Source organism: Pedobacter sp. A2324, assembly GCF_059693705.1.
The window spans coordinates 202569-228963 of record NZ_JCASSK010000006.1; the positions used below are offsets into that span (position 1 = coordinate 202569).

Annotated in this window: 19 protein-coding genes; 12 read left to right on the forward strand and 7 right to left on the reverse strand. The window is 40.8% G+C overall.

From position 1 onward, the window contains the following. Position 1 precedes the first annotated feature (1 nt). Positions 2-1222, reverse strand: a complete 1221-nt coding sequence (locus AC570I_RS18075; protein ID WP_497406578.1) for an MFS transporter — start codon at positions 1220-1222, stop codon at positions 2-4. A gap of 170 nt (positions 1223-1392) precedes the next feature. Here AC570I_RS18075 and AC570I_RS18080 point away from each other — a divergent pair, with 170 nt between their 5' ends. Both AC570I_RS18080 and AC570I_RS18085 read left to right on the forward strand, forming a co-directional pair. Next, positions 1393-1836 (forward strand): MarR family winged helix-turn-helix transcriptional regulator, encoded by a 444-nt coding sequence (locus AC570I_RS18080; RefSeq protein WP_047797883.1) that lies wholly within the window; start codon positions 1393-1395, stop codon positions 1834-1836. A 45-nt stretch (positions 1837-1881) separates the two neighbouring features. Then, complete coding sequence (locus AC570I_RS18085; protein WP_497406579.1) at positions 1882-2718, forward strand: MBL fold metallo-hydrolase; 837 nt, start codon at positions 1882-1884, stop codon at positions 2716-2718. A 405-nt stretch (positions 2719-3123) separates the two neighbouring features. On the opposite strand, the gene AC570I_RS18090 is transcribed toward AC570I_RS18085, so the two are convergent. Then, complete coding sequence (locus tag AC570I_RS18090) at positions 3124-3639, reverse strand: glutathione peroxidase (RefSeq protein ID WP_047797886.1); 516 nt, start codon at positions 3637-3639, stop codon at positions 3124-3126. Positions 3640-3779: 140 nt separating this feature from the next. Between AC570I_RS18090 and topA the strand changes: the two genes are divergently transcribed. Beyond that, entirely contained in the window at positions 3780-6353 is a 2574-nt protein-coding gene (gene topA, locus AC570I_RS18095) for a type I DNA topoisomerase (protein ID WP_497406580.1), read from the forward strand. Between the two features lie 42 nt (positions 6354-6395). Next, positions 6396-6800: a hypothetical protein gene (locus AC570I_RS18100; protein ID WP_047797888.1), complete on the forward strand. Its 405-nt coding sequence runs from the start codon at positions 6396-6398 to the stop codon at positions 6798-6800. A gap of 9 nt (positions 6801-6809) precedes the next feature. On the opposite strand, the gene AC570I_RS18105 is transcribed toward AC570I_RS18100, so the two are convergent. After that, positions 6810-7232 carry a nuclear transport factor 2 family protein gene (locus tag AC570I_RS18105; RefSeq protein ID WP_497406581.1) on the reverse strand — a complete coding sequence of 141 codons (423 nt, stop codon included), beginning with the start codon at positions 7230-7232 and terminating at the stop codon, positions 6810-6812. A gap of 221 nt (positions 7233-7453) precedes the next feature. On the opposite strand from AC570I_RS18105, the gene AC570I_RS18110 reads away from it, so the two are divergent. Further along, the gene (locus AC570I_RS18110) at positions 7454-13048 is read left to right on the forward strand and encodes an alpha-2-macroglobulin family protein (RefSeq protein ID WP_497406582.1); all 5595 of its coding nucleotides are present in this window, start codon (positions 7454-7456) and stop codon (positions 13046-13048) included. Between the two features lie 105 nt (positions 13049-13153). Further along, a complete protein-coding gene (gene pbpC / locus AC570I_RS18115; protein WP_497406583.1) occupies positions 13154-15526 on the forward strand; it encodes a penicillin-binding protein 1C in 2373 nt (790 codons plus the stop codon). Between the two features lie 13 nt (positions 15527-15539). Here the strand turns inward: pbpC and AC570I_RS18120 are convergent, their stop codons facing one another. Continuing rightward, positions 15540-16232: a lysoplasmalogenase gene (locus AC570I_RS18120; protein WP_497406584.1), complete on the reverse strand. Its 693-nt coding sequence runs from the start codon at positions 16230-16232 to the stop codon at positions 15540-15542. 124 nt (positions 16233-16356) lie between these two features. Between AC570I_RS18120 and AC570I_RS18125 the strand changes: the two genes are divergently transcribed. Together AC570I_RS18125 and AC570I_RS18130 are read left to right on the forward strand one after the other, a co-directional pair. Continuing rightward, positions 16357-16707: a hypothetical protein gene (locus AC570I_RS18125; RefSeq protein WP_497406585.1), complete on the forward strand. Its 351-nt coding sequence runs from the start codon at positions 16357-16359 to the stop codon at positions 16705-16707. Between the two features lie 326 nt (positions 16708-17033). After that, entirely contained in the window at positions 17034-17669 is a 636-nt protein-coding gene (locus AC570I_RS18130) for a phosphatase PAP2 family protein (protein WP_497406586.1), read from the forward strand. Between the two features lie 2 nt (positions 17670-17671). Here AC570I_RS18130 and AC570I_RS18135 read toward each other — a convergent pair whose 3' ends face one another. Continuing rightward, on the reverse strand, positions 17672-18280 hold the full coding sequence (locus tag AC570I_RS18135) for a Crp/Fnr family transcriptional regulator (RefSeq protein WP_497406587.1): 609 nt from the start codon (positions 18278-18280) through the stop codon (positions 17672-17674). Between the two features lie 175 nt (positions 18281-18455). On the opposite strand from AC570I_RS18135, the gene AC570I_RS18140 reads away from it, so the two are divergent. Beyond that, complete coding sequence (locus AC570I_RS18140) at positions 18456-19121, forward strand: HAD family hydrolase (protein ID WP_497406588.1); 666 nt, start codon at positions 18456-18458, stop codon at positions 19119-19121. Positions 19122-19173: 52 nt separating this feature from the next. Here the strand turns inward: AC570I_RS18140 and AC570I_RS18145 are convergent, their stop codons facing one another. Further along, positions 19174-20346 carry an aldose epimerase family protein gene (locus AC570I_RS18145; RefSeq protein WP_497406589.1) on the reverse strand — a complete coding sequence of 391 codons (1173 nt, stop codon included), beginning with the start codon at positions 20344-20346 and terminating at the stop codon, positions 19174-19176. A gap of 219 nt (positions 20347-20565) precedes the next feature. Between AC570I_RS18145 and mgrA the strand changes: the two genes are divergently transcribed. Together mgrA and AC570I_RS18155 are read left to right on the forward strand one after the other, a co-directional pair. Next, positions 20566-21555: an L-glyceraldehyde 3-phosphate reductase gene (gene mgrA, locus AC570I_RS18150; protein ID WP_497406590.1), complete on the forward strand. Its 990-nt coding sequence runs from the start codon at positions 20566-20568 to the stop codon at positions 21553-21555. A gap of 154 nt (positions 21556-21709) precedes the next feature. After that, the gene (locus AC570I_RS18155) at positions 21710-22651 is read left to right on the forward strand and encodes a cation diffusion facilitator family transporter (protein WP_497406591.1); all 942 of its coding nucleotides are present in this window, start codon (positions 21710-21712) and stop codon (positions 22649-22651) included. A 10-nt stretch (positions 22652-22661) separates the two neighbouring features. Here AC570I_RS18155 and AC570I_RS18160 read toward each other — a convergent pair whose 3' ends face one another. Further along, positions 22662-23825 carry a DUF3095 family protein gene (locus tag AC570I_RS18160; RefSeq protein WP_497406592.1) on the reverse strand — a complete coding sequence of 388 codons (1164 nt, stop codon included), beginning with the start codon at positions 23823-23825 and terminating at the stop codon, positions 22662-22664. 156 nt (positions 23826-23981) lie between these two features. On the opposite strand from AC570I_RS18160, the gene AC570I_RS18165 reads away from it, so the two are divergent. Beyond that, complete coding sequence (locus AC570I_RS18165) at positions 23982-26390, forward strand: TonB-dependent siderophore receptor (protein WP_497406593.1); 2409 nt, start codon at positions 23982-23984, stop codon at positions 26388-26390. The last annotated feature ends 5 nt before the right edge of the window (positions 26391-26395 follow it).

Below are 26395 nucleotides of genomic sequence, written 5' to 3' on the forward strand. Positions count from 1 at the left end.
TCTAAAATGCCATAGCATTGGTTTTCGCAATGTGTTTTTCATGATATATAAAGGCAGATACAATCAGTAAGCCCGCAAAACCTTCAAAGGCGACAACAGTTTGCGTACCAAACTGGTGTGCAAAATAGCCCATTAGTAAACTTCCAATCGGCAAAACCCCCTGGTATGCCATGATATAGTAACTCAGGGTACGCCCCCTCATCAAATCATCAGCATGTGTTTGCAAATAGGTATTGATGGAAGATGTTTGGGCCATTAAACCCAGCGCTGCCAATCCCGTACAAACCAATGCCAATATTAACGAAGGGGAAACAGCAAGTGCGATCACGGCTACCGCCAGCACAGTACCCGATAATATGACGATTTTTTGCAGGTTCTGACCTGGTTTTAATGTAGCCATGTAAATGGCTCCAAAGAACGCACCAAATCCAGCTGCACTTTCAAACCACCCAAATGTAGTGGCATTACCATTAAAAATATCTTTGGCAAACACGGGAAGTAAAGTCGTAAATGGAATAACGAGTAAGCTCGATGCAGCCATCATCAAAATCATTGAAGCCAGGTCAGGTGACGCTTTTAAATAATCATATCCCTTTTTCAGATCAATCCAAATATTTTCTTTTGATTTGGCTTGTTCGGCGAGATTTAGTTTCATCATTATCATACAACCCAGCACAGCAATAAAACTAAGAAAATTGATTAAAAAACAAATGTCTTCACCGAGTGTACTTAATATCACACCCGCAAGAGCGGGTCCGATGAGTCTGGCGGCATTGAACATAGAGGAGTTAAGTGCAATCGCATTCGGCAAATCCTGTTTGTCATCAATTAAATTTACCATTAGTGATTGACGGGCCGTAACATCAAATGCATTTACCAAACCCTGGACAAGTGACAGGGCTGCGATCCAGAACATATCATAAACCTTAAACCAGATCATGGCGGCAAGTGCACCAGCCTGTAGCATCAGGATAACCTGTGTAATGACCAGGATTTTGTATTTGTTATGCCTGTCTACATAACTACCAGCGTAAGGTGCCAGTATTAAGGATGGGATTAAACTAAGGAAGGTTATGAGGCCCAGTAAAAAAGCGGAGCCTGTTAGCCTGTATACCAGCCAGCTGATGGCTACACGTTGCATCCATGTACCTACGAGTGAGATGGCTTGCCCTGTAAAAAATAATCTATAATTGTAATGCCTTAGTGAACGAAAAATACTCATGATTAATATAGTAAAGTAACTTTACAAAAGTACCAATTATTCCTGTAATTCTATAAACTGAATACGCGATTTTTATCATATTAAGATCATTTAAGTAATATACTGATCCTTTCTGCTATTCAGTATTTAATAAATAAGGATTATATTTGTAAAGTTTATTTACCATTATTATGCCAACTCAAACACAAGAAATTGCTGCAAAATTAAGGAGCACCGTTACCCGGCTTACGCGCCAGTTAAGAAAACAGAATGTAAGTTCCGAGTTTAGTAATGCGGAATTGCTCACGATGTCGCTATTAGAGCAACATGGAAAAATGCTGTCTACGGAGCTGGCGGATCTGGAACGTGTTTCAAAGCAGGCAATATCTCAGATTATTAATCGCTTGTACGAAGCTAAATGTGTTGAACGTTTCCCCAGTGAGGAAGATAAGCGAAAGGTTTTTATTGCCCTGACAAAACTTGGAGAAAAGCATATTATTGCCAGTAGAAAGATTAAAGAGGAATGGCTGGTGCAAACCATGGAAAAAATATTCTCTTCAGAGGAGATTAATCTGATACAGGCATTCCTTCCATTACTTTCCCGTTTGGTAGAGCATAATGGGACAAGGGTGTAGTTTTACTTTCTCTTTACGTGAATTAGACGTAACTTGCGGCACGGCATGGGACTATATTTTACTTCAATAAATTCGGGTAGTAATGGCAATTGCTATTATGTGGGCAATCAGGATGAAGCGGTGCTGATTGATGTGGGTTTGACTTGCAAGGAAGTGGAAAAAAGGATGATGAGGCTGGGTTTGTCAATCCATAAAGTGAAAGCAGTTTTCATTTCACATGAGCATAGCGATCACATCAAAGGCCTGAGTGTTTTTGCCAAAAAGTACAATCTTCCGGTATACATCAGTACCCCAACCTTAAAAAGCAGCAAACTATTATTGAACGAGGGTGTCACCTACCCTATTGGCCATACCCAAAGTTTTGATATTGGAAACCTCAAGGTACTGGCGTTTTCCAAATTTCATGATGCCGCAGATCCGTATAGTTTCACTGTTGAGTATAATGGTATTCGTGTAGGGGTATTTACCGACATCGGTGCCGTTTGCGACAGGCTCATTAATCAGTTCAGAACTTGTCATGCCGCATTTCTTGAGTCAAATTATTGCACTCAGATGCTTGCCAACGGCAATTATCCCTATTTTCTAAAAAGGAGAATCACCAGTGGTCATGGCCACCTGAGCAACACGCAGGCACTAGAGCTTTTTCAAAATCATAAGCCTGAGTTTATGAGCCATCTTTTGTTAAGTCATTTATCAAAAGATAATAATGACCCGTTATTGGTAGAAGAACTTTTCAAAAAGGTAGCAGGCAATACGCTGATAAAAGTTGCTTCGCGTTACGAAGAGACAGAACTATATTATGTAGGTCAGGAAACTTCAGGCTTTAAAACTTATGAGTTTAACCCTTACAGTCACCAGGCAAATCAGTTAAACCTGTTTTAAAAATAGCCCTAAATCACTATTGTGATTGATATGGGAATTTCTCATTTTTGAATTGTTAAGCAAAATCAACGGGAACGATTTAGATTAACAATTAGAAAGGGATTAATTTTTATTAATCCCTTTTCTTTTGCAAACAATTTTATCGAATGACGGTTTTATATTTACTTCATAAATAGTTTGTTTGGTTTATTCGGGGTTTAAAATTAAGCCCCATTCTTTTTTATTATAGAACAGACTAAAACCATCTTCCTTAATTTCATATTTTTATTAAACTGTTATTGGGAGAATGTTAAGCACTGTGGTTGGAAAACAGTATTGGAGAAGCACAATTAGGATATTAGGCATGGGATTTAAGATAGAAGAAGTGAGGCGTTTGTATACCTCACATCTTATGTCTCATAACAATTACAGGTTTTTAATAATTGCCTCGTCGGTTGGTTTTGTTTTTGAACGGAAACGGTGAACCAATTCCCCTTTTTCGTTGATCAGGAATTTTTCAAAGTTCCATTTGATATCACCTTGTTCCTCGGTATTGGTTTGAGTTGTCAGGTATTTGAATAACGGACTGATGTCGTCACCTTTAACACTGCTTTTTTCTGCCAGCATGAAAGAAACGTTGTATTTTCCCGTACAAAATTCTTTAATCTCTGCATTGGTTGAAAATTCTTGTCCACCAAAGTTCCCGGCAGGAAATCCGATTAAAACGACTTTCTTGCCGTATTGTTTCTGTAGTTTCTCCAGGTCTTCATATTGAGGGGTAAATCCACATTTAGAAGCGGTGTTGACAATCAGAATTTTTTTACCTTTAAATTTCGATAATTTAATTTCTTTGCCATCAATAGTCTTGAAGCTGAAATCGTAAACATTTTTCGGCGGGTTTGGTACCAAAAAGTTTAATAGGATAAGGATAGTGTTGATCATTTCTTTGTTTTATTTTATATACGAAGATAAGCAGAAATAGGATTTAGAAAGGTAATGTAGCTATAAATAATTGAACAAAATCGTGCTTAGGTTTGGATTTATCGCTTTATTATAGCTTTATTTGCACAAAAACGTATTTCATGGCCAAAAACTTATTAATCGTAGAGTCACCCGCAAAAGCTAAAACTATAGAAGGCTACTTAGGCAAAGATTTCCTGGTGAAGTCGAGCTATGGCCACATTCGGGATTTAGCCAAAGGCGATATGGCAATCGATATTGAGAATGATTTTGCGCAGAAATACGAGGTTCCTGCTGATAAGAAAGCACTGGTAGCCGAATTAAAGAAACTTGCTAAGGATGCCGAAATGGTATGGCTCGCATCCGATGAAGACCGTGAGGGAGAGGCTATTTCATGGCACCTGTTTGAAACTTTAGGCCTTAAAGTGGAGAAAACCAAACGGATCGTTTTTCATGAGATTACCAAACCCGCAATTTTAAAAGCCATTGATAGTCCCAGAACAATCGATTACAACCTGGTTAATGCCCAGCAGGCACGCCGGGTTCTCGATCGCCTGGTAGGCTTTGAACTTTCTCCTGTTTTATGGAAGAAAGTAAAACCATCCCTTTCAGCCGGTCGTGTACAATCGGTAGCGGTTCGATTGATTGTGGACAGAGAGAGAGAGGTTCAACAATTCAATGCGGCTGCAGCTTTCAAAATTACTGCGCAGTTTGCTACCGGTAAAGGAAAGGAAATTGTAAAGGCAGAACTTCCCCAGCGTTTTGAAAACGAGGCGGAGGCAGAGCAGTTTCTTCAGGATTGCGCATCAGCGAAGTTTGATATTACCAGTTTAGAAACTAAACCAGCAAAGCGCAATCCGGCAGCGCCCTTTACCACATCAACATTGCAACAGGAGGCTTCCAGAAAGTTGGGCTTCTCAGTAGCGAGAACCATGCAGGTTGCGCAAAGGTTATACGAAGCCGGTAAAATAACCTATATGAGAACGGATTCGGTGAACTTATCCGAAACCGCCATCAATGCGGCAGCTGCCGAAATTAAATCAGCTTACGGAGAGAAATACCATCAGCACAGGGTTTACAAAACCAAATCAGCAGGTGCCCAGGAGGCTCACGAAGCTATTCGTCCAACCTATTTTGACCGGCACTCAGTGGATGGCGATATTTCCGAAAAGCGTTTGTATGATTTAATATGGAAACGTTCCATTGCATCGCAAATGAGCGAAGCCCTGTTTGAAAAAACAACGGCACATATTACGGCTTCTACCAGAAAGGAACACCTTGTAGCCGAAGGTGAAGTGTTAAAATTTGATGGCTTTTTAAAAGTTTATCTCGAGTCTACTGATGAAGAAGAGGGTGAAGAAAAAGAAGGGGGTTCTATCCTCCCTCCTTTGGCTAGAGGACAAGAATTATTTTTAAAGGAAATGCAGGCAACAGAACGTTTTTCACGTCCGCCTGCAAGATATACAGAAGCCAGTTTGGTTAAGAAATTAGAAGAACTGGGTATAGGCAGACCATCAACATATGCACCAACCATTTCCACTGTTCAAAACCGCGGTTATGTGGTGAAGGAGGATCGGGATGGTAAGCAGAGAAAATTTTCTTCGATTATACTGGCAGACGGACAGTTAAAAAAAGAAACCAGGTCCGAAATTACCGGCGCGGAAAAGTCCAAACTCTTCCCTACCGATATCGGTGAGGTGGTTAATGATTTTCTTGTTGAACACTTTAAAGGAATCGTTGATTTCAACTTTACCGCAAAAGTAGAGAAGGAATTTGACGAAATAGCACAAGGTTTACAGGAATGGACCAAAATGCTGCATTCTTTTTACAACCCTTTTCATTCTGAAGTGGAAACCACTCTGGAAAATGCTGAGCGCGCTACAGGCGAACGTTTGCTTGGTTTAGACCCTGCAAGCGGCAAAAATGTATACACCAAGGTAGGTAAATTTGGTCCGTTGGTTCAAATTGGCGAGCTAGATGAAGAAGAAAAGCCACGTTATGCAAGCTTAATGCGTAGCCAGTCGGTCGCTACCATAACGCTTGAAGATGCTTTAGAGCTGTTTAAACTTCCATTTTCGCTACCTGATTTCGAAGGAAAAGAAGTATTGGTGGGTGTTGGCCGCTTTGGCCCATATGTGAAATGGGGTGAAGCATTTATCTCCCTTCCAAAAAACGAAGAACCACTTTCAGTTAACTACGAAAGAGCGGTACAGATCATTCAGCAGAAAATGGATGCAGATGCGCCCATTGCCTATTATGAAGGCTTAGAGGTTACAAAAGGTAAAGGTCGCTTTGGTCCTTTTATTAAGTGGAATGATTTGTTCATCAACATACCTGCGAAAGGATACGACTTTGACAACTTAACACAGGCAGACATTGACACCTTAATTGGCAAGAAAGTCGAAAAAGAAGCAAACCGTTATATTAAAACATGGGATGCTGAAAAGATCTCAATTGAAAACGGCCGCTGGGGACCATTTATCCGTTTTGGCAAACTCATGCTGAAATTAAGAAACAATGAGGCTACAAAACAAAAATACACAGCTGAGGAACTGGTTGATATCGATCTGGAAGTAGTTAAAAAGATGATTGTAGAGCAGGTACCAAACGCTTTCGAAACGAAAAAGAAAGCGGCAGCTAAAAAAGCTCCGGCTAAAAAGGCTCCAGCCAAAAAAGCAGTTACGAAGAAAAAATAGTCAGTCAGTAAATTAGTCATCCATTCACTCAATAATTATCAGTTGAAAGCAGATTTACCACAAAATACAGTTGAAGATATTGCAATGGCTGTGGTGCTCATGGGCGAAACGCCGGAAGTGAAAAGCTGGACTGTTTATCTCGTTAACCTGAAAAACGAGCCGATTACAAATGTGTTAATCAGCTCAAAAGGGTATGGTGAGAAAGACGGAAAGCAAGTGAAGACTTCTGTCCTTCGTCATTTCATAGGCGACATGGCAGCAAATGACTTTAAAGGTGTTGAAGCCATTGACCCCGAAGTTTTTGGCCTTACCAACGAATACTGGCTGAGTTACTATATCGGTTCAACAATCTATGACAAGAAATTCATCTTTCTTCCTGAAAGTATTATTGATGCCAACATGATCAAAATACCCCTGGTAAACCGGCCTGGAGTAATGATTAAATAAATGAATGGCCTAAGGCACCTTCACCGCCTGTCTGCCCAATAACTTCCACCCTGCTTTCTCTTTACTCCAGATCAGTAAAATATATAGCTTTACATTTCCTGGTACGTTTTTATCATTTGTTTTGGCCGTAAGCGTATGTCTTACCAGTGCGGTATTGTTTTGAACGACAACCCTTTGATCAGTCAGGCTGATATCTACAAAGTCTGATTCTCCTGATAGCAGCGAATGTAAAAACTCTTCTTTGGTCTGGACTTTGCCGCTGGAATGTCCATAGCTTAAATTCTTCAACACGAGTTTATCCAATGCTGAACTATCAGGACTGATCATCAGTTTTGTAAGTAAGTTCACGGCATTTTCCACGCTTTCTTTTTGGGCAAAGGCCGCATTGGCGCCGAAGATTAAACCACAAAACAGCACGAGTTTCTTTATCATAACTGGTCAAAATTAGGTTGATGAAGTAAACATATTCAATTACGCTCAAAGCGCAAAGTTTCGGTGCTTAATTTTCAACATCATTTTTATTCACATTTATTTTAGTTATTTTTCGCTACCTATAAAAAATCGTTATGTTGGTTTCGGAAGCGCTCCTGTACTGTTACATGTACAGTAAACTCGTAAACAGCATTTTACGTTACATCTAAATTAATTTAAGAATGGAACAACCATCTACCTACCAATCCTCGCGAAAGAAAAAAATCATTTTTATCGGTCTGCTGGGGCTATCTATTGCAGCATTATTGTTTTTCTTTTTTAACAGAAAAAAGAAATCAAACGAAGACAACCAGGCCTATGCGAAATACATTGAAGCCTACACATCCGGAACAATCTCAAAAAAGAGCTTTATCCGCGTTCACCTCGCCAATGCAGCCAGTGGCATGCAAGACCTGAGTAAAGCTGATTCAAGGGATCTGTTCGACTTTTCACCATCCATTTCCGGGAAAGCCTATTGGATTGACCCGCAAACCATCGAGTTTCGGCCGGAGGAAAATCTAAAGCCCGGAAAAGAATATGAAGCGACATTTAAGCTTTCTGAAGTTTCTGCCACCGAAAAAGGCCTGGAAGATTTCGACTTTGAATTTAAAGTCATTACGCCTGGAGTAATGCTTAGCCAGAACGGGCTGGTTTCACAAAATAACACTTCCCTTGATTACATGAAATTTACAGGTGAAGTGGCTACCGCTGATGCTGAAGAAACAACCAAAATTGAGAAAATTATTGAACTGGATTTCGATCAGAAATTAAAAGTGAAATGGCAACACGATCCGGCGAAAAACATCTCCAGGTTTACTATAGACAGTATTAAAAAGAAAGCTGAAGACCAAACACTTGAGCTCACCTGGGACGGTGATGCCATTGATGCTGAACAAAAGGGAAAAGAAGAAATCCGAATCCCGGCATTAAATAAATTCGAGGTGCTGGATATCAAAGCTATCCAGGGCGAAGAAGATTATGGTTTGGTTCAGTTTTCTGAACCAATTGGCGTTGGACAAGATCTCACCGGAATGATTTCCCTGGGAAACCTCAGTGATTTGCGGTATACCATAGATGCCAGTCAGATTAAAGTTTATGCAGCCGAAGAATTAAAAGGCGACTATACCCTGAATGTAAATAACGGTATCCAGAATATAAACGGAAAGGTTTTGGAAGGTAGTAAAACGGCAAACCTTGTTTTCGAAGATAAGTTGCCATCCGTTACAGTTTCCGGAGCAGGTACAATTCTACCTAATTCAGGTAAGCTGGTTCTTACTTTCGAAGCGACCAATTTAAAGGCAGTTGATGTGACGGTGATTAAAATTTATGAAAACAACATTCCACAGTTCTTTCAAACCAACAGCTACAAAGATGGCAATGAACTGCGCCGCGTTGCTAAACCCATATTGCAGAAAACTGTTCGATTGGATGAAGATAAATCCCTGAACCTGCATAAGAAAAACAGGTTTACGCTCGACCTTGATAAAATGCTGCGCACAGAGCCCGGAGCAATGTATCGCGTAACGATTGCTTTCCGCAGGGAGTATAATGCCTTCAGCTGTAAGGCTGGTGAAGAAAAGGCCGAGAGCGATGACGAGGGATATGATGGAGAGGAAGAATATGAAGGTTATGGCGAAAAAATTGACGAAGACGATGACTTCTGGCAACGCTATAATGCCTATTACCCGAATAACTATCGCTGGGCAGATAAGGATAACCCCTGCACCCCCTCTTTTTATACCAATGAACGCTGGGCAAGCAGGAACCTGATTGCATCAAACATTGGTTTAATCGCCAAGCGCGGCAACGACAACAGTATGCTGATTGTGGCCACCGACTTGCTTACAGCAAAACCGTTAAGTGGGGTAAGTCTGGAACTGATGGATTATCAAAAGCAGATTATTTTCACTACTAAAACAGACGGAGATGGCTTCGCGAGTTTTGACTTGAAACGTCAGCCATTCCTGTTAATTGCGAAAAACGGATCAGAACGGGGGTACTTAAAACTGGATGATGGAAGCTCACTTCCCCTGAGCAGGTTTGATGTAGGTGGTGATGTTGTTCAGCGTGGCCTTAAAGGTTTTATATATGGTGAGCGGGGCGTATGGCGCCCGGGCGACAGCTTATATGTGTCTTTTATTTTAGAGGATAAACTGAAGAAGTTACCGGCCAATTATCCCGTAACCATGGAGTTCTATAATCCCAAGGGGCAGCTATATAAGCGTTTAATAAACGGCCGGCCTTTAAATGGATTTTATTCATTTAAAACCGCAACCGAAAGCACGGTACCCACAGGTAACTGGCTTGCAAAAGTCAAAGCCGGGGGTGCAACCTTTACGAAAACCCTTAAAATTGAAACGGTGATGCCAAACAGGCTGAAGATCGACTTCAATGTAGGCAACAGGACCTACCTGAGTTCAGGAACATCCGCAGCTACCCTTACGGCTAAATGGCTTTTTGGTGCTGTAGCGCAGAACTTAAAAGCAAAGGTAGATGTAAATCTGAATACAACAGAAACAAAGTTTAAGGGTTTTGAAGGTTTCAGTTTCGATAATCCTACCGTTAGCTTTGAATCACAGGTAAAGACCATTTTCGAAGGCACCCTTAATGCTTTAGGTACGGCGCAGATCAATACAAATTTAAATGAAAATAATACCGCGCCCGGCGTTTTAAGGGCCAACTTTACCACTAAAGTATTCGAACCGGGAGGTAACTTCAGTATCGATAATTTCAGTATTCCATATCACGTTTACAAAAGCTATCTGGGGATCCGTCCGCCCAAAGGCGACCGCTTGAGCGGTATGCTGGTTACTGGAAAGGACCATAAGATAGAGATTGTAAATGTAAATACGGATGGCAGATTACTTACCGGAACGAAAGCTGTTCAGGTAGAGCTTTATAAAACACAGTGGCGCTGGTGGTGGGAACAGGATAACCAGTATACTTATGCCAACTTCACCCAGAATCAGTACAACAAACTGGTAGAAAGCAAACAGGTTACCCTGGTTAACGGTAAAGGAAACTACAATTTAAGAATAGACGAGCCGGAATGGGGACGTTATCTGGTGTTGGTACGCGATTTAAATGGCGGGCATGTTACAGGCAAATCAGTATACGTAGACTGGCCGGGATGGGCGCAACGTGAGCAGGGCTCCAACCCTACCGAAGCATCCATGCTATCGTTTACGGCCAATAAAGAAAAGTTTACTGTGGGCGAAGACATCACGTTAACGATTCCAACGGCTAAAAACGGAAGGGCTTTAATCTCCATTGAGAATGGAAGCCATGTAATCAAAACATTCTGGATTGATACTGATGCAGGACAAACCCAGTTCAAATTTAAAGCAGAAAAGGAAATGGCACCAAATGTTTTCGCCAATATTACCTTACTGCAACCACACGCACAAACCATAAATGATTTGCCAATCAGGATGTATGGGGCGATTCCGCTGGCTGTTGAAGATCCGCAGACGATCCTGAAGCCAACTATAAAAATGCTGGATAAAATTAAGCCGGAAACCGAAAATACCATTACCGTTGGAGAACAGAATGGAAAGGCGATGACCTACACCATTGCGTTGGTTGATGAAGGGCTGCTGGACTTAACCCGCTTCAAAACCCCTGATCCGCATGGTGCCTTTTATGCACGTGAAGGACTTGGTGTAAAAACATGGGACTTATTCGATTACGTATTGGGTGCATGGGGTGGAAATTTAGACAGGATTCTGAGTATAGGTGGTGATGGCAGCATCAACAAAAATCTAAATCCTGCTAAAGCCAATCGTTTCCAGGCGGTTGTAAAATACCTCGGTCCATTTAGTCTGGGTAAAGGCGAAAGCAAAACCCATAAATTTAAGCTGCCGCAATACATCGGTGCAGTAAGGGCTATGGTAGTTGCCGCACAGGATGCGGCCTATGGCTTCGCAGAGAAATCAGTACAGGTTAAAAAACCTCTCATGGTGCTGGCTACCCTGCCACGGGTAATAGGCCCGGGTGAAAGTTTCACCCTTCCGGTTACGGTGTTTGCCACAGAGGCTAATCTTAAAAATGTGTCTGTTCAGCTTCAAGCCAGCAACCTGATCGTTCAGGGAACCAATAAACAGCAGCTATACTATAAAAAAACCGGTGAACAGATGGCTTATTTCGAAGTCAAAGCACCCAATAATGTAGGTATAGCAAAAGTAAAAGTACTTGCACAAAGCGGTGCTGAAAAGACAGTTTACGATGTTGAAATGGATATCAGAAATCCCAATCCTTACATCACTAATGTCGTTTCAGCCACTGTTCAGCCACATACAAAATGGACAGTTAATTATCAGCCGATTGGTATGGTAGGCACAAATGCAGGTACGCTGGAAGTATCCTCTATTCCTGCGATCAATCTAGGTAAGCGGTTAAGTTATCTGATTCAATATCCACATGGATGCATCGAACAAACCACATCGGGCATATTTCCGCAACTTTACCTTGAACGTCTGAGTCCGCTTAATGAGCAACAGAAAGCCAAAACTGAGGCGAATATAAAAGCTGGTATTAACAGACTTAAAGGATTTCAGAGTACAGATGGGGGCTTATCTTACTGGCCGGGTGAAGGCAGCTCTGATGAATGGGGAACCAATTATGCAGGTCATTTTCTTGTTGAAGCACAAAACGCAGGATACACCCTTCCTGTAGGTTTACTTGAAGATCTGCTACGTTATCAGAAAGGAAAAGCTGCAAACTGGGCGCCTAACAGTAATAATTTCTACGGTGGCGACTTGTCACAGGCCTACCGTTTATATATGCTTGCCCTCGCCAAAAAACCGGAAATGGCGGCAATGAACCGTTTGAAGGCATTTGAATACCTGTCGGTTGCTGCGAAATGGCGTTTGGCAGCTGCATACAAACTGGCTGGTCAGAATAGTGTGGCACAAAGCATTATAAATGGTTTGGATATTACTGTTCAACCTTATAAACAGCTTGGCGGAACCTACGGATCGGACGTTCGTGATCAGGCCATGATTCTGGAGACACTTACCCTGATGGGGCAAAAAGCCAAAGCAGCTGAACTGCTGCTTCCCTTAGCATCAAAACTCGGAGAAAACACCTGGTACAGTACCCAAACCACCGCTTACAGTTTACTGGCTATTGCTAAGTTCTGCGGTTCAAATCAATCGTCGAATAAATTGCAATATCAGTACGTGCTGGATGGCAAATCAGCAACAATTAACTCAGCACAGTACCTTAACAGCACAGCCGTTACTTTTAAAGGCAGCACGGCTGCAGTCACTAATACCGGAAATAATGTTCTATTTGTGCGTCTGGTATTGGAAGGGCAACCAGTTGCAGGTCAAAACAACTTCTTACCAAACCGGGCAGACGTATTGGATATGAATGTGGTATACAAACGCTTAAACGGAACAGTTATCGATCCGGTAGCCATTAAGCAGGGTACAGACTTTTATGCAGAGGTGACGGTTAAAAATCCCGGTCGCATGGGTTATTACGAACAGATGGCCTTAACACAGATCTTCCCCTCAGGCTGGGAAATTATCAATACACGCGTAAATGACAACCAGAGTATTTTAGCCGCTTCTCCGTATACCTATCAGGATATTCGCGATGACCGTGTATTTACTTATTTCAATATTCGTGAAAACGAAAGCCTGGTGTATAAGGTACTGCTTAATGCATCTTACGTGGGCAAATATTACCTGTCTGCTGTACAATGTGAAGCCATGTATAATAATGATATTTCTGCTACACAGGCTGGTAAGTGGGTACAGGTAGTGAAATAGATTCCGCACTATACCTGATAACTTAAATTGTTTTTGCCTCGCAATAACGGACACCATAGCCGTCAATGCGAGGCAAAAGCTTTTTCAATGAGTTGATATGCTAATATGAACAAAAAATCAAGTGCTCTTTTAATTTCAGACATCAGTTGCCTTACTCTGCTACTCATTTTCCTTTTAATATTACCTCCAAAACTGTTCAAGTCTCCTACTTCCTACGTTGTTGAGGCCAGTAACGGAGCACTGCTGAGCGCGTCTATTGCGAAGGATGGACAATGGCGTTTTCCCGCAGCCGATTCCGTGCCTGCGAAGTTTAAAGCCTGCATCATTGCTTTTGAAGATAAAAGATTTTACAGTCATTTTGGAGTCGACTTAATGGCCATGTCAAGGGCTATCAGACAGAACATCAGGGCAAAAAGCATTATAAGCGGCGGTAGTACACTAACCATGCAAGTAATTCGCTTGTCCAGGAGGGAAGACCGCACCATGTGGCAAAAGCTTTTTGAGATTATACTGGCGTTCCGTTTAGAGGTCAAGGATTCGAAAGATGAGATCATGGGTTTATATGCTGCAAACGCACCATTTGGTAGCAACGTAGTAGGTTTGGAAGCAGCAAGCTGGCGTTATTTTGGAAGGGACGCTGCCACACTTTCATGGGGTGAGATGGCAACACTGGCTGTGCTGCCCAATAGTCCGTCTTTGGTGCACCCCGGTAAAAATGCAGGGAAATTAATCAAAAAGCGAAACGACCTGCTCGATAAGCTTGCAAGGCTGAAGTACATTGATCAATCGACAGCAAATTTAGCAAAGCTCGAGCCTGTTCCGGGTAAACCACTTCCTTTACCACAAAATGCACCCCACTTGCTTAACCGCTTCAAAGCAGAACGGAGTGCGTTTAATATCACTTCTACAAGGATTAAATCTACGCTTGCGGAAGATCTTCAACTTAAAATTAACAGCATCTTAAAGCGATATCATAACCGTTACCGTGCCAACGACATTAACAATATCGCGGCTTTGGTGCTGGATGCCCGAACAGGCAGAGTAGTAAGTTACGTGGGCAATATCTATCAGCCTGAAAATGCAGATCTGCAAAGCCATGTTGATATGATCAAAGCGCCCAGAAGTCCGGGCAGTACCTTAAAGCCATTATTATACGCGAGTATGCTTAACGACGGATTCATCCTGCCCCATAGCCTGGTGCCCGATATACCAACACAGATTGCAGGCTATTCGCCACAGAATTATGATCTGGGTTACGACGGGGCCATCGCAGCAGATAAAGCGCTTAGTCGCTCCCTGAATATCCCGGCTGTAAAAATGCTGCAACAATATAAGTATGAGCGTTTCTACGATAAATTAAAAAAGCTGGGCATCAGCACCTTAAATCAGCCAGCTGATCATTATGGCCTTTCTCTTATCCTTGGTGGCAGTGAAGTGACGATGTGGGACCTGGCAAATACATATATGGGGATGGTGAGGACCTTAAATCATTTTAATACCTATAAAGGTTTTTATAATCCGGCAGATTACAATCAGGCCAGTTATGTTTTGAAGGAAGATGAAGGTTTAAAAGACGATCAGCGTAATTCCAATTTGGACCACGGCTCGATTTGGGCAACATTCAATGCCATGGAAGAAGTGATGCGGCCCGGTGATGAAGGATTGTGGGAACAGTTTTCCTCTTCACAGCGTGTGGCGTGGAAAACCGGAACAAGTTTTGGCTTCAGGGATGCGTGGGCGGTAGGACTCACACCAGATCACGTAGTATGTGTTTGGGTTGGCAATGCCGATGGAGAAGGGAGGCCTGGATTAGTGGGAATAGAAGCAGCAGCTCCTGTACTATTTGATATTTTCAGGTTGCTACCCAAGGGGAAATGGTTTGATGCGCCCGTAACTAAGCTCAAAAAGATTAAAGTATGTAAACAAAGCGGTTTTAAAGCAGGCGACTACTGCCCGGATCCGGCGGATGAACTGATACCTCCTGCGGGCGAAAAAACTGTTGTTTGTCCCTACCACAAGTTAATACACCTGGACAGAACGGCAACTTACCGTGTGACCGATTACTGTGAAAATGTGACCGATATGCAGCACAAAAGCTGGTTTGTTTTACCTCCGGCTATGGAATACTATTATCGGATTAAGAATAGCGACTACAAAACTTTACCATCCTACAAGCCCGGTTGTGATTTGAGTGGGGCGAACAACGTGATGGAGCTGATTTACCCGAAGAATGGAGCGGTAATTTATATCCCCCTTGAACTAAATGGCCAGCGCGGAAAGGTGGTGCTAAATGCAGCTCATAGGAACCAGCATGTTAAGATTTACTGGCATATAGACAATGAATATGTCGCTACCACCACTAACTACCATCAACTTGCGGTAAGCCCCGCACCAGGAAAACATACTTTGATATTAGTCGATGAAAACGGCGAACGCTTAGAGCAGGTATTTACAGTACTGGATAAAGAGAAAAAGTAAAATGAGTAGTAATCTATATGGCAGTACGTTTAACCACCAGTTCCCTCACCACTGTACCATAAACAATCAGGTATTGCGCAATCATATAACTTCCCATGATCAGGATACCGCTTTGTGGTATCGGTTGCGCGTATCTGTTTACAGCCAGAACAGTGTCTGATAGCAGGAAGAAAAAGGCACCATATAAAACAAGCTTATAACTGAACATATTCACTTTACCATAACGGTTTAACGCCATAATAGCCATCACCGTAATAACGATGGCATATACCAGTACGGCAAACTGCATAGCGCCCAAAAAGGGTTGCAAGTAAAAGAATAAACCAATACAAAATATAATCAGTGCGCCTGCCGACCATAAAAAGAAAGGTATTTTTACTGATGGATTAGATTTGTGGTCAAGCGTAAAAGCCCTGATATAGGAGATGTGACATATCAAGAAGGCAACTAATCCATAAGTGAAATATCCCTTATGATTTGCCTGAAGCATCAGAAAAATGTCGCCGGTAAGGGCAAATAGTAATCCTATTAAAATCCGCTTGTGGAATCTGCCCTTCAGCTTTGTAGCACTACACAACCACACCATTAAGGTAATCGCAATCAGCGGCTTGGTGAAATTGCGGATAAACAAATCTCCGGTAGTTTCAGCATAAACCTGTAATACATAAACTATGGCAAAAGCAAGGGCAAATAACTTAGTCTTCATTTAAATGGTGGCTGGCATTAATAATCGAATGCCAAATTACGGATAATACGGCGACGCCTGCAAATTTTAATGGATCATAAAAATCTCCGTTTTAATTTCCTAACTTTGAGCACATCCCAACGCCATGAAAAAGTTATTCCTGTTTTTATTGTTTTTATCTGCTGGTTATATCGCTAAAAGCCAGACGATGGTTTTAGCAAAAGATGCTGCCCAGTATGTTGGCAAAACCGTAACCATTTGCGATTCAGTTTACACTACAAAAGCCCTGGATAAACTGACTCTGATCAATCTTGGCGGTGCTTTTCCTAAAGAATTGATCACAGTGGTCATTAATAAAGAAGATTTGGGAAAGTTTACATCAGAGCCCAGCAGCATGTATATTGGCAATAATATTTGTGTAACGGGCCTGGTTTCTGAATTTAAAGGCAAACCTCAGATCGTAATTACAGACCCAAAGCAGATTGTGGTAAAATAAGACAGGTTAAAATCAACCGAAGCCCCTCCTGATTTTTTCAAGGAGGATGACTTGGGTTGGAGCGTTAATCGTGGGTATATTTTTAGAGAGATTTATCCTGGTGAGTTGCCTTTCAGTCGGCAGATTAGCATCCGCCGACTTTCCAAGCACAGATATCCTTATTATCTGAAGCAAATATGAAGAATGCCCATCAAATAAACCAAATGTTTATACAGAAAGTACTTTATCCTTGATGAACAGGTCCAATTCCGTGATGAACTTTTAATCCTGATTATTTTTACCGTTTTTATAATCCTGATTCAGCATATTTATATAGTTTTGGGTTTATGTCTGCATTCTTAAAAAGAAACTGGTTCTTTATAGTGTTTATTGCCCTTGTAGTGGCATTCGTATCGCTAAGTATTTTTGTCGCTCACCATATCATTTGGGATTTCGACGTTAAAGTATCTTTATTTATTCAGGAGTTCCAGTCTACCTGGTTAGATAAACTAATGCTTGCCATAAGTTTTTTTGGCGAACTACCCTATTCCCTTCTTTCGATAGTACTTGTAGCATTGATATTTTATTGGCAGAAATACAAAAGAGAGGCTTTGTTTATTGCAACAGTTTTATTGTCAGGCCTGATTATTTTAGGCGTCAAAAATGTGATCAACCGGCCTCGTCCAACCTCCTTCTATGTAAGGCTGGTTGAAGTGAACCGTTTTCAAAGCTATCCCAGTGGCCATACGCTGTCTTATGTCCTGTTTTTTGGCTTCCTGATTATCTTAATGAGTCATTTGAAAGATATTCCTAAAACCACCAGGATGATTGTATCGCTAATTTCAGCATTTTTAATGCTCACGGTTGCGGCTTCCAGGATATATCTCGGCGCACATTGGTTTACCGATACCCTCGGTGGATTTCTTTTAGGGCTGATCTGTTTATTTCCGCTGTGTTATTTATATTTCAAACGGAAAGGGTAAGATTATTCTGCACGCTGTATTTTATTTTTCTTTCTGATTCTGCTTAGCGTTTCTACCCTCATGCCGAGGTAAGATGCAAGGTATTTCAATGGAACCCGTAAAGAAAACGAAGGATGATTTCCAACAAACTGTTTGTACCTTGATTCTGCCGATGGAATCCGCGATATAACCGACCTTTCCTGACTGATATGAAAATGGATGGCTAAAAGCTTTCTGGCAAGTACATTGGTTTCGGGGAATGCATGGTATAGTTCATCAATAAACCGATAAGGTATAATTAAGATGTCTGAATCTTCTATGGTTTGAAATTGCTCAGGATATGCAGTTACCGACGCTGCTGGATTTCGGATATTACCAAACATATTGTTTTCTTCCACAAAGCAAACGGTAATGTCCTTTTGATTATCATTAATGAAGCCCCTTACCAGGCCCTCGATCATAAAAAACACACAATCTTCCTGCTGATCATGCAAATCATTTATGATGGTGTTTTTACCTACAGCAACCCTGAAAGTCTCTCGTTGGGCCAACTGAATAATTTCTGTTGTCAAAGGAACTAATCCGTTCAGAAACGTGATCATTGCCTTATCTTTTTGATCTGTGCCTGGCATAGCGGATGTTTGGTTTCGGGAATATATCCCGCAATGTATTACTCGCTTTTCGTATTTGCAAATGTTTAACCTTTATGACGACTAGATTGACAATGGCGAACTTTCGTAACAAATTAGATCTAACAATGACAATTACCCTATGTTTAGATCAAAAAAATCTGATAATTTTACCGTTATGACAACGACAAAAGCTAAAGCATTTCTTTTCGACCTCAATGGTACAATGGTAAACGATATGGTTTTTCATAACCACGCCTGGCACGAAATACTGACTAAAGATCTAGGTGCCAACATTAGTTTTGAAGAGGTTAAAAAACAAATGTATGGTAAGAATCAGGATTTACTGGAGCGGGTATTCGGCGTTGGTCATTTTACCCAGGATCAGATCGATCAGATTTCTATCGAAAAAGAAAGAAGGTACCAGGCCGCATATCTCAAACATCTGGAACTTATTGCCGGCTTGGGAGACTTTCTTGACAAAGCAAAGAACAATGGTATTTTAATGGCTATAGGTTCAGCAGCCATTCCGTTCAATATAAATTTTGTGCTCGATAATCTTGATATCAGGGCTTACTTTAAAGCCGTTGTAAGCGCCGAAGATGTAGTAAATAGTAAACCGGCACCTGAAACCTTTACGAAGGGTGCACATTTATTGGGTATTGATCCGGTAGATTGCATTGTATTTGAAGACGCGCCAAAAGGTGTTGAAGCTGCTCAAAATGCTGGAATGAGATGTGTGGCACTGACAACGATGCATACCGAAGAGGAATTTGCTGCTTATGATAATATTATTGCATTCATTGCCGATTATCATGATCCGGTTTTAAATGAATTGTTTTAAAAATAAAGGCTTCTGATTTTCCCAGAAGCCTTTTCCATTTTACCAGCCTGTACTATTTTGAAAATTTATATATAGAGCTCGTTTTATATACCTGACCTGGTTTTAATACTGTAGTAGGAAAACCGGGTTGATTTGGCGAATCAGGGAAATGCTGCGTTTCAACTGCAATAGCTGTCCTGAAATCATCCTTCGCTCCTGTTTTAAATGTATTTTTACTTTGCATAAAATTACCGCTGTAAAATTGTAAGCCAGGCTCCTGTGTATAAATATCCATTACAATACCGGATACATCACCTTTGATTTTAGCTGCATGAAACATGCCCATTCCTTTCGTTTTATTTAATACATAATTATGATCATAGCCCTTGCCAAATTTTAGCTGCTCATTTTGATCTTCAATCCGCTCACCAATAGTGAGGGGCTTAGTAAAATCAAATGGCGTTCCGGCCACTTTTTCAATTTTTCCAGTAGGGATTAATGTAGAATCAACCGGCGTGTATTCATCAGCAAAAATCTGAGCTTCATGATTTAAAATGGTTCCGCTTCCATCTCCATTTAGATTAAAAAAAGCATGATTGGTTAAATTCACCACTGTAGTTTTGTCGGTTTTGGCTTCGTAGTCCATTTTTAATTCGTTATCATCGGTCAACGTGTAGGTCACCTTTACATCAAGGTTGCCAGGAAAGTTTTCGTCGCCATTCTTTGAAAGATAATGCAACACCAATGTATTTGTATTCGGCTGACTCGCATCCCAAACAACGTACTGATAACCTTTTTTACCTCCGTGTAAGGTATTCTGGCCGTTATTGGTAAATAAAGAGTAGGTTTTTCCTTCTAAAGTAAACTTACCTTTGGCAATCCTGTTTCCAAACCTGCCAATGGTAGCGCCAAAATAAGGTTCTGTTGCTTTTTCATAATCACCAACACTTTTAAAGCCGACAACCACGTCTACAGGTTTACCGTCTTTTCCTGGTACAATCAAACTTACCAAACGGCCACCGTAGTTTGTAAATGTTGCTTCAGCATCATGCTTATTCTTCAAAGTATAAAGTGCAACTTGCTTACCATCAATTTCTTTTTTAAAGGAATCGGCAATTAATTTCACCACTGCTGTTTTCTTCGTATTGGAACTGTCTGTTGTTGTGCTTTTTTTGGTTTCAGACTGGCAGGATGTAAATCCGATCGCTGCAATAGCGCCTAAACTGGCTAGAGATTTAAATTTCATATGTACTGATATTTGGTGTAGGGTATTATTTAATTTTTAAATATAGGAATAAGTGTCAAGTTTACAAATAAAACGTTTTACCAAGCTGACTGGCACAGGTCGCAACATATCATTTCAAGATGATTTCTGTAGTATATAAGCGATCTGCAAAATGGTTAGTTATTTTAAATTGCAGTTTTAACATAAACTTTCTAATTTGCCTTCGAATCAACATCAATAATGAACAAGAATATCTCAGATAACCGCTACGAAAAGATGATTTATCGTCGTTGTGGAAACAGCGGATTAAAGCTTCCGGCAGTGTCCTTAGGCTTATGGCACAACTTCGGACATGTAAATGTATACGAAAACAGCAAAAACTTAATTTATACTGCATTTAATAACGGCATTACGCATTTCGATCTTGCTAACAACTACGGGCCTCCCCCAGGCTCGGCAGAAGAAGTATTCGGGAGGATACTGAAGGATGATTTTAGTGGTTACAGAGACGAAATGATCATTTCAAGCAAAGCCGGATACACCATGTGGGATGGCCCTTATGGAGACTGGGGATCTAAAAAATACCTCGTGTCGAGTCTCGACCAAAGTTTAAAACGGATGAAGCTGGATTATGTAGACATCTTTTATCATCATCGTCCCGATCCTGAAACACCTCTTGAAGAAACGATGGGTGCATTAAGTCTGCTTGTACAACAGGGCAAGGCACTTTATGTAGGCATTTCTAATTACAGAGCCCCCGAAGCCGAAAAAGCAATAAAAATATTGGAAGCAAACGGAACACCCTGCCTAATCCATCAGCCGAAGTATTCGATGTTTGAAAGATGGGTGGAAGATGGGTTGCTCGACGTGTTAAGAGAGAATGGCGTTGGCTGTATTCCTTTTTCTCCTCTTGCGCAGGGACTTCTCACAGATAAATATCTTCATGGCATTCCATCTGATTCGCGCGTGGCTACAAGTGGAGTTTTCTTAAAAGAGAGTAATATCACCCCCGAAAAAATTGCGACGATTGCGAAGTTAAATGACGTGGCACAGTCACGGGGACAAAAATTGGCTCACATGGCCCTTTCATGGATCTTAAAAGACGACCGGATCACCACCGTACTTATTGGCGCCAGTAAGCCAGATCAAATCACCGATTCTATCAAGGCATTAGATAATATCATTTTTAGCGATGAAGAGATCAGATTAATCAATGAAATATTGAAATAAATCTTTTTGAATTCTTCCCGTACTACTGAATTCACTTTTCATTTGAATTCAGTAGTATACTTCGTTTGCTGCCACGAATTGTTTATTTGGTTTAATACATCCAAAACCAAATCAGTACAATTTCGTTTAAGAAGTAAAATCTTTAATTCTTAATATGGCAAGAGCCAACAAATCCATCTATAGCGCTTTAGCGGCAAATCTCCTGATTGCAGTTACTAAATTTATTGCGGGAGCTTTTACCAATAGTTCATCCATGATTGCGGAAGGTATTCACTCCACGGTTGACACCAGCAACCAGATTTTGCTGTTGTATGGTTTAAAACGAAGTGTTAAAGCGCCCGATAAATACCGCCCATTTGGCTATGGTAAAGAATTGTATTTCTGGTCATTTATCGTTTCCATTATGATTTTCGGTTTAGGCGGGGTAGTTTCTATCTCACAGGGGATCACGCATATGCGCCACCCGGAAAACCTGGTTAATCCAATATGGAATTATCTGGTGCTTGGCCTTTCATTTGTTTTCGAAGGCGTGTCGCTAATCATCGCCATCAGGGAATTTGATAAAACCCGAAAAGGCCTGCCCTGGTGGAAAGCCATTATCAAAAGTAAAGATCCTTCAGGTTTTCTGGTGTTATTTGAAGATGGGGCTGCTGTTTTAGGCCTCGTCATTGTATTTGTTTTCATGGTATTAAGCCACAACCTCAATATGCCGGTTTTGGATGGGTTGGCTTCGGTTTTAGTCGGTACACTTTTAATTTTCGTATCTTTCATCCTGGCAAGAGAGAGCAGAAGCCTTTTAATGGGAGAAGGTTTAACACCCGAAACCCAGCAGAGACTAAAAGAGCTTGTACAGGCTGATCAGGATGTGATTGAACTCAAAAGTTTGCTCTCTACCTATCAGTCCCCGCGGGAGGTGCTTCTGGTACTCATACTTACATTCCGAGCCGACCTCCGCACTGAAGAAATCACCACGGCCATTGACAGGATAAGGGATAAAATCAAACTCGAATATGACATTATCAAGTTCGTTATCATTCAGCCTCAGTCGGTAAATCTTCCTGAAAAGGCAGGGTCGGGCGACATTTACCTGAAATAGCACCTTTAACTCAGATTACCCTACCTTCCCTTATTTTTTGCTTCAGTAAGGCCGCTGCACGTGTGTAGCCGCCATCACTGCCATCAACAAAATGAATATGATCATCCTCAAGGTCCCTTACATAACATGACATTACTGATTCTTTGCTCACGTACAAACCGTATAAAATTTCGTTCTTTTGCTCCAGGATATTTAAGGCAGTCTGAAGCCTTAAACGTTGTTCCTCTGAACCTGTGATTACCGTATTGATTCGTCCATCCATTACAAGCGTATCCGACATTTCAACAAGTTGTTTCAAATACTTCTTTCCGCTGTCTGTTCTAAAATAGATATAACCGTAAATATTTATAAACCAGGTTTTGATCAGTTCTAACCATTTAAGCTTGCCTATGCGGTGTCGCATTTCTCTACCTAAGTTATTGAAACTGGTTTTAAATATAAGTTTAGGAATACTAATGGGCTGTCTTTTTTCCGGGGTACCATAAATCTGATCGATATGTTTAATCACTCTGCTAAATGCCGACGCCTGGTCCCTTCCCTGTTTCGCAATAACAATTAAAGTCACTACTTCTTCCATATTCTCAGGAGGTGCAATTTTGTCCCACCTGCACTGCATGCCAGTGAGATCAATGTCTTCGGCTCCATATTCCTTTGCAGCAAGCAGATAATATTCTCCTTTAATCTGTTTCTCCGCATACTCTAAACCATCGCCCAAAATTACAGGTATCACAAAATTATCAGAGGCGCTGAATCTACTGATACTTAAGCGATGTGCTTTGTCGTAAATCTCCTTAACTGAGATTACACCTACGCGAAGATCGAGATTAAAATTATTGAGTGTATTTGCCTTATATTGAGATAAACCTTTCAATGCTTTATCAACTATAACATCGGGTACCAGAAAGGTTGCACCATCGCCGCCAAAGAAAAATGGTATGGAAATATTCGCTTTGAAAGCAATGTTTAAGACTGTGACCATACTACCTGTGGCAATTAAATTGACCGTTTCATGCAAACCTGAATTAACAGCTACCGTTGAGCTTTTAATATCAGTAATAATCACATGCCAATCTGCAGGGATATCATTAAACAGTTGCTTCCTAAGCAATAATTCATGCAAAGGCAATTTACTAATGTGTAGATTCGAATAAAAGTGTTCTGTATGAGCTTTCATCTGTTATAGATTATAACAATATACGAAGTAGATTGATTAAAGTATCTGTAATAACTGCCATTACATTTAAGCTTATTTAGAATTAATAAAAATAATTTTGCTAATACGGTTTTAATGTCATTCCTTTGCGCCAACTAAGAATTAATCTAAATAATTATGTACAAAAAAATTACCAATTTTTTTTCTGTGCTGGCTGTCGCAATGTTATTTACCGCTTCCGCTCTAGCACAATCCAAATATGGTTCGGTGTCCGGATCAATCAAAACAAGTGATGGAAGCCCTGCTCCTTTTGTAAGTGTAGGTTTAAAAAATACAAACAAAACTGCCCAAACAGATGAAAAGGGTAATTTTACAATTAAAAATATAAACCCGGGTGATTATACTATCAAAATCTCAGCTATCGGTTTGTCTGTCCAGGAGAAGCAGGTCAATATTACTGCCGGTCAGGTAGCTCAGGTTAGCTTCACAACTGCAGAATCGTTGTCTCAGTTAGATGAAGTTGCCGTTAATGGGTACAGAACACCTAATAAGAAGCCTGTTACCTTGGGCAAGATTGCTATTGCACCAAAAGATTTACCCCAATCTGTTCAGATCGTGAACAGTCAGATAATCACTGACCAGCAAGCATTACGGTTAAGTGACGTTCTGGCAAATGTAAATGGAGTGGCGTATTCCGAAAATCGTGGAGGCGTAAGTGGCGAAACATTTGTTGCACGTGGCTACAGTCTTGGAGGAAATAATCTACTAAAGAATGGAGCGCGTACGTCTTCAGGTGGAACACCAGAGGTAAGCACTTTAGAGTCTGTTGAAGTATTGAAGGGAAGTTCCGCATTGTTGTATGGTGGAGTTACCGGCGGAGCGATTATTAATATGATTACTAAAAAACCAAAATTCGAATATGGTGGTGAAGTATCAATGCGTGTAGGCAGCTATGATCTGTATAAGCCAACAATAGATTTTTATGGACCCCTTTCTAAGAAACTGGCATTTCGTGTGATTGGAACTTACGAAAATGCCAAAAGCTACAGAGATGATGTAAAAACTAAAAGATTTTATATCAATCCGTCATTATTATACAAAATAAGTGATAATACCGACTTCTTGCTTCAAGGAGATTACTTAAAAAGCGATTTCACGCCAGATTTCGGGATTGGAACAGTAGCCAATGCTATCCCGGATATTAGCAGAAAAGCTTACCTTAACGCGCCTTGGGCATATAACAAAACCAATACTGCAACAACGCAACTAAATTTTAATCATAAGTTTAATGAGAATTGGAAGTTAAATGTAGTTGGTTCGTTTCAATCTTACAATAGAAATTATTTCAGCGCAGAACGGCCTTTCGCAACTACTGCAAACGGAATAGCGGCCAGGAATGTAACTCGATCGAAATCCAAAGAATTTACATATAACGAACAGGTAAACTTAAATGGTAAATTCACAACTGTTGGTATATCCCATACCCTTTTACTAGGTGCAGATGCTGATCAGTCGAGAACGACGTCTGCAGCTAATTGGACTTACAACGGAGCAACTGCCTTTAATTATGGCAATTTCAACATCCTCGACCCATCTACGTATTATGGATCTGGCTTAGAACCCAATGCTGTATCTGCTGCATATACTTTTGCACCAATTTTTAGAATGGGCGCATTTGTTCAGGATTTGGTAAGCATAACTGAAAAATTTAAAATTCTCGCAGGTGTTCGATGGACATTCCAAAAAACACCGTCAACGCAAACAACCGCCGCTGCTACTGGCATAACAACAGCAAGTACTACTGTAGATAAAATTGATAAGGCATTTTCTCCAAAGTTTGGTTTAGTTTATGAACCATTGAAAAGCACATCTGTATATGCAAGTTATGCGAATAACTTTACATCTAACTCTGGGACGGATATTTATCTCGCGCCAATGAGACCTTCGATTATTGATCAATATGAAGCTGGTATTAAAAATGACTTTCTTGAAGGAAAACTTACAGCTAATGTTACTGTTTACAGAATCCTAAATAGCAACTTCGCTCAAACAGCATTATTCAAGCAAGATGGGACTGCCAATGCGGATGCTACTATAAAAGAATTTACTGGGAAAACAGCCAGTGACGGCGTTGAGCTTGACTTAAGCGGAACAATTACAGCAGGCTTAAACTTCCTAGCCGGCTACAGTTACAACTATTACCGTTATTTAAGCACATTACCAGGTACTGGTATTATTGAAGGCGACAGAGTAGTTGGAACAGTGAAAAATAAAGCAAATGCAACTGTTTTCTATACCATTCAAAATGGGGTGGTAAAAGGCTTAAAATTAGGTGCTACAGCAATTTACACAGGCGACCGCTTTGGTGGTAGGAACCAGAACAAAAATGGAACAACCACCGGCCTCATTCCTTTGACTCCATTTACAACCTTGGATATTAGTGCGGGTTATACCTGGAAAAGATTATCACTGCTTGCAAAAATATCAAATCTTACGAATGAATTGAATTACTATGTTCACGAAAACTATAGCGTGAACCCCATTCCCCCTCGTCAGTTCGTAACCACATTATCGTATAAGTTCTAAGTACA